Genomic DNA, 6,151 nt, shown 5'->3' on the forward strand with positions numbered 1-6,151 from the left:
TAATCTCTTCCACATCTCGATAACTCAAAGAGTATGATAAATATAAACGCAGAGCTTGCATGATGATTTCTTTGGAATACCAACGACCTGAAAAGTTGAGCATATTACATGGTTGCATACGCTGCGAGACATGGAGAGCGGAACGCGAGGTCGAGTAGACAAGGTAGGCGTGGCTTCATTCCCAGCGCGCGACGTGCCGTAGGCGCCAGAGCAAGTCTGTGCTTGAAGCTATATTTTTAGCCGTAGAGGCATACAGGAGCAAGATGGCGAAGAAGAATACGCAGTTTTCGTCGAAGCCTGCTTGAGAGGGAGCCGTGCCGCCCAAAAGAATAAACCGCCGAGGGAAGCGATTCGATTTTGGCTGACTTGGAAGTCCCAAAATCTATTATGAGCCCCGAGGCACCCTGTTTAAAGTTCGTAAAATGTACCAACTATTTCGCTGGAAGTATAGTCTGCGACAGAACCGTATAGTCTGCGACAGAACCGGAATTGATTATGGCACAAAAATAAAAATGGAGCAACTTTTTGGGAGTATGTTAACTCATTTAAAATTATCGAGCATATTCAGGTCGGGTGCTTATGATAAAAGAATTTGATGCGGACATTTGGCGAGTCATGTTAAGTTGCGCATTAGCTGTGGATATATGCTCCCATAAAACTATTCATATTTGGATCAAATAATAATTTCTTGAGCATACATGCCTAATTTTTTAGCTTGGCTTTATTCTCGTTGTACCACTTATAATAAGTGCGTGGTGAAACATTGTTTTCTTTAAGCGCTTGGCGGATTGATTTGATTTGGCTGTTCATATAATCGTTATAGGTAGAAAGACATTTTTGCTGGGTTTCTTTGGCTTGCCCTTTAGGTCTGCCACCTTTGTTGGGTGATGCTCGTAATCCTTCAAGCGTTCTTTCCCTTAGTTTATTGCGTTCAAACTGAGCAATCCCAGATAATATGGTAAAATACAATTCACCCATAGCAGTCGAGGTGTCAATTTCCTCTTTGAGTGATTTAAATATCACCTTGCTGTCTTTAAAATGTTCAATGAGGTCAAACAAATCTTTGGTTGATCTACCTAATCGATCATAGCTGTGAACAATAACAGTATCCCCTGCACGCAAGCGCGATAGCATATCCTGAAGGGCGGGACGCTTTGTGGTTGAGCCAGAGGTTTTATCGATAAAAATTTCATCATAGCCATGTTCTTTTAAGTCAACTTCTTGGCGGTCTGTTTTTTGTGAGCGTGTAGATACGCGAGCATAAGCAAACACTTTAGCAGTTGGATTGTCTGATTTTTTACTGACCACTGACAAGCTCCATTGTTTCTCCAATAGCAGATTCAATAAATTTAGTGTGTGTATCAATATTATTTAGAGAGATTAAATATTCTTCGCGATGATCATTGGTAATCAGTGGAGGTAAGTAATCATTCCTTATTGCTTGATAAGTCATAAGCAATCTACCGACACGACCATTGCCATCAGCAAAAGGGTGAATACGCTCAAAGCTGATATGGAAATCAGCAATGGCACGTAAATCCATAGCGACTTGTGTACGGTAAAGTAAATTGCCGATATCTTGATTTATATGATTAGGTGATGATAACTGAATATCAACCCCTAATATCTGGCGCTCATCTTTACGCCAAGCACCAATAGGTCGCTCAATGCGTTCAGGTGAAACCTTAAGCGCTTTATCAAATAAGATAGCATGAATATCTTTTATGAAAGCATCATTAAACTTGTGACCAGAGTTTTCAGCCTCACGCACCACAAAATCGAAAGCATCAGCAAAACCAAGAATAACTAATTGCTCGTGCAGTGGTTTATTGGGTGCGGTTATGCCGCTCTCTAAAAGACGTTTTGTTTCGCCAAAGGTAAGTGTTAACCCCTCGATAGCACTTGAGTGGTGAGTGATGCTAACCCTTAAACTTCGATAGAGGTCATTTTTTTGGATAGTGGTCAGTTCTGATAGCATGATCATTATAGTGCGCCAATTTGTTATACATAAATATAGATAATGGTATAATATTAACGTTTTATTGTGTATAACGCAATAGTATAACATTGATATTGAATTTAAGTCTTTTTGAATGTAATTTTAGGGTAAGTGATTTTGACTATCGTAAAACGATCGTTTTTATCAAGCAGGAAAAGGGAAAGAGCCGAAAGTAAGGAACTTGCCGGTAATTGATGATAAATTATGCAAAATCCTTAAGAATTTGCTTCTTCAGTAAAGCTAATTTGTATTTTTCATGCATTATCTTTTCGTTGTATGCATCTTGAGGATTTAGTTGGATAACGTTACTAGACGATGGTTCTGCATTTATATCATTATTTTTTGGCGCTATACGTTCGCTAGTATTTAAATTAAGATCAATGATGATTTGCTTCATTGCTTCTTCAACGCCAGCCTCTTTCGAGTTTAATTGAAATTTCTCAGCCAAACTAAGTGCGCCAGAAATGTCTCCAGACTCCTTAATTTTTATAATGATTGACTTCATCTGTTCTATGGTTAAACGACTTTCAGAGCTTAGCCTATTAATATATATCTCATGTGTTACAGAGTTTTTAGGCATGCCTACATGCAAATTATAAGCAACGCTGGAAATTGTCTCATCAGGTTGACTAGTAGAAATCGCGCGATCTAGAAGATCTCCTGCGATTTCACCAATCTCAAAATCAGATACCTGCGATGATTTCATTTCATATATAATATCTTTAGCAATGTCTGAGATATTTTGAGCTGTGTCATTATTATTTAACGCATTTTGATATATTTCGGTTGATGTTACACGTGGTGATATAGCATTATCTCCATTAGAATTCGTTATTGATGTAGAGTTTTCTACTCTATCTGATTGAATGTTTCCGTCTTCATTTACAGCAGTTTCCGATGAAACTTCCTCGAAAGCCGCGACAGCACTAGATTCTAAGAAATAAGGTATACCAAAACCAAATTCTGAATCCATTACTTCACTTATGTTTTTAGACTCAACGGGAATTTCTTCTGCATCTATTTTGCTGACAGGTGTATCTTTACTATGTTTTACAGGAGGCTTTATATCTAAGACAATTTTGTTCGGATCTAACTTTGCTCCTTCAATAGATAATACGAAACTGGTACTTATAGAAGCGTTTTGAGGATCTGTTGCAGTTAGTATGACATTATAATTTCCTTCAGTTCCTAGATCTGGGATACCAGAAATCACTTTAGTCTCATTATCAAATACTAATCCTAAAGGTAGACCAATAGCTGAAATTACTAACTGATTATCATCCACATCACTGAAAAAATTTTCGGGTAATATAAAATTAAAACTTTCTTGTTCTCGAGCAAAGATGTTATTCAAGGTTTGGGAAACGGTCGGAACATCATTAGTACCTGCTATATTAATAGTTAACGACCGCGTTGAGGAAAAATTACCGTCACTGACAGACACAGTAAAAACATCCGAAACTTGCTCGCCAGAGTTTAATCCTTCTATTGGTGCGACGATTTTTTCATAATGATACTTACCGGTAGATGATTCCAAATATAATGTACCATAGTTTCCTGTTTTCGAGATGTCATATGTCACTTCATTAACCGTAAATGAGCTACTCAAGTATCCATCAATGCTGAAAATCAAATTATCTGAATTACTGTCACTACTAACCAGTGTTCCACTTAAATTACTATCCGTCGTTGTATTAGAATGTATGTTTTCAACAATATTTCCTAGTGCTATTTCAGACAAAGAAAGCTCTGACTCAATAACCAGATTACCAGAAGAGGATATAGAAAAGACTATATTTTTGATAGCGTCCTCTGGATTCCATGTATCAGATAAACTTGACGCAGGAGTTGCTCCACTAGGGTCATTATCATAAAATGCAACATATTTCCCAGGTTGAATATTTTCAATTACAGCCCACTGGTGACTATAAGTATTTGAACCTCCGTAGCCTCCTACCCCACGAAATGAATAAAGCTCTGTATCAGATGCCCAAAAATAATTTTGTCCTCGCACAAATCCTGAACTTTCTATCTCTGTATCTGTATATCCATTGTTTTCTTCATCAATAAGTATAATATGAGGTGTAACTCCCTGCGTCTGTCCGCTCCCCCTTTGAAAAATATAGGTTTGATCAGATATTGTACCTCCTTTACCATATGCTTCTACTGTATAATCATTTGGATTATTTTCATTCCCATTTTCTTTCAGAATATAAAGTGATAATGCACCTTCAGCATTGATGGAACCGCCATGCCAACTTCCATAAAAGTAGGTAAGGGTGGATTCCCCTTCAGAGTTTTGAATAATATCAAACCCAACAGAGTTAGTATGAAGTGTGTATATCCATTCATTTTGAGAAATTAGTGTATGGATACTGTTAACGTGATCAGTTTTTTGTTCTAAAAACCAATCCCCTTGAAGATGAGTGTTACCAGTGATATTATTAGAAGCTTGAATATCTGCTTCAGTAAAGCTTTTTAGTTTATTGACAAAATCCTCTCCTTTTTCTCCTTCAGCAACATTACAGCCATAAAATAAAATATCACCTTCGCTATTAAGGCTTTTGCCAATTTCAGATAATTTCGTCTCATATTGCCCAATGTTTTGATCGTTTAGAACTGTGTTGCCTAGCTGTAACTCTGCTTGATTACCATGAGATATCACATGTATAGCAGAAAGGTTTGAATATTTTTCTAATGCTTGAGCCATTTGCTCAACACCATCACTATTTAAATCTATAATTTCAATTGCTGCATTACGATCAATACCACTGATTAAAACGTGCGGATCTTTAACTGCTGAATCAATAAAAACCACTTCAGTATATTCTGAATAATCCTGCTCTTGCAATATTCCTTCATGACCCAAAATATCATATAAACTCTGGGTTGCGTTTGCATGATCATTATCACTGATTGCATTTAGTACTGCGCTTGCCTCAGCATTTGTAACACCATCGCTTAGATCAACAGCTTGATCAATTGTTGCTACTGCAGCGCCGTCATACATCATTCTTGGTTCAAGCCTTTGAATGATCAGCGGCATTGAGTGCTCATCACTAAGATACTTTGAGCGAGTAGTTTTTTGATTTTTTTTAAGTTTCAAGTAATGTTTCATAAATCCATCCTTTAACCGTAATTTGATCTCTATATTTTACGAGTGTAGACAAATTATTTTTTTTTGCGAGTTTGCGAAATTGGAAATACTGTCTAATATGAAGCAGTAGAAAATTATGCAAACAAAGATGAAAGAAATGAAAATGAAAATTACTTTTTTAGCTGTGTGTAGTGTTTTGCTTATCAGTGGATGTAGCATAACCCCAACAGTAATAGATCAAAAAGAGCAGCTCAATAATACGCAAACAAACCTGAACAACATATGGAATAAGCAGCAACAAATTGCCCATGATATTAATTTACCAGAAGCTATTGCAAGAACACTAAAATACAACTTAGATAATCGCGTTAATCAAGCGCAATTGATGTTAGAAAACGGAAATCTAACAATGGCTTATCTTGAGATGTTGCCAAGTTTGAATGTAAGTACGGACTATTCCTTCAGAAACAATGAGCAGATCCAAAATTTAGTTAGAAATGGGCAGCTGGTAGATGGTGAACAAAGCTTTACTCCGCGCGAAGTATTAAATGTCTCGACCGGCTTGCAGTGGAATATTCTCGATTTAGGTTTAAGTTATACAAGAGCTCAACAGCAAGCCAATCGCATTATGATTATGCAAGAGCAAATTCGAAAAACTACGCAAAACTTGATACAGGAATGTATTTCTGTTTATCTAAAAGCGTGGACAGCTCAACAGATATATCCAAAAGTAAAGGAGTTTCAGGAAAAAGCAACCTTAGCACTTGAAAAGTCAAAAGAAGTGCTGAAGCAAAAGGTTAATACAAACGATACAGAGCTTGATTATCAAAACGTATTAATTAAATCTATTCGCAAGGCCAATAAGCTCCTAATAGAAATTGCAGATGCTAAGTCCTCATTATCAAGGTTAATGAATGTTAAACCCGGCAGTAATTACGGCATGGTTCAAATCCAGTATACACATGAAGGTAACTTTTGATAGCATTTAGAGAGCCGTTTAATTATCATTTAATTACGACAAAAAACAAAAACAAACGGCTCATTATATGCAACCT

At 36.7% G+C, this 6,151-nt stretch carries 4 protein-coding genes; 1 reads left to right on the top strand and 3 read right to left on the bottom strand.

What is annotated here, in order from left to right; genetic code table 11:
- Positions 1–702 precede the first annotated feature (702 nt).
- The 3 genes from F3D68_RS10915 to F3D68_RS10925 form a co-directional block, all read right to left on the bottom strand.
- Positions 703–1,308, bottom strand: a complete 606-nt coding sequence (locus F3D68_RS10915) for a recombinase family protein (RefSeq protein ID WP_191092810.1) — start codon at positions 1,306–1,308, stop codon at positions 703–705.
- Positions 1,298–1,984, bottom strand: a complete 687-nt coding sequence (locus F3D68_RS10920) for a Fic family protein (RefSeq protein ID WP_151194467.1) — start codon at positions 1,982–1,984, stop codon at positions 1,298–1,300. The genes F3D68_RS10915 and F3D68_RS10920 overlap by 11 nt, the downstream gene beginning before the upstream one ends.
- A gap of 217 nt (positions 1,985–2,201) precedes the next feature.
- Positions 2,202–5,117, bottom strand: a complete 2,916-nt coding sequence (locus F3D68_RS10925) for a DUF4347 domain-containing protein (protein ID WP_151194468.1) — start codon at positions 5,115–5,117, stop codon at positions 2,202–2,204.
- Positions 5,118–5,232: 115 nt separating this feature from the next.
- On the opposite strand from F3D68_RS10925, the gene F3D68_RS10930 reads away from it, so the two are divergent.
- Positions 5,233–6,075, top strand: a complete 843-nt coding sequence (locus F3D68_RS10930; protein WP_151194469.1) for a TolC family protein — start codon at positions 5,233–5,235, stop codon at positions 6,073–6,075.
- The last annotated feature ends 76 nt before the right edge of the window (positions 6,076–6,151 follow it).

This window comes from Cysteiniphilum sp. JM-1 (assembly GCF_008711525.1).
GTDB lineage: Bacteria > Pseudomonadota > Gammaproteobacteria > Francisellales > Francisellaceae > Caedibacter.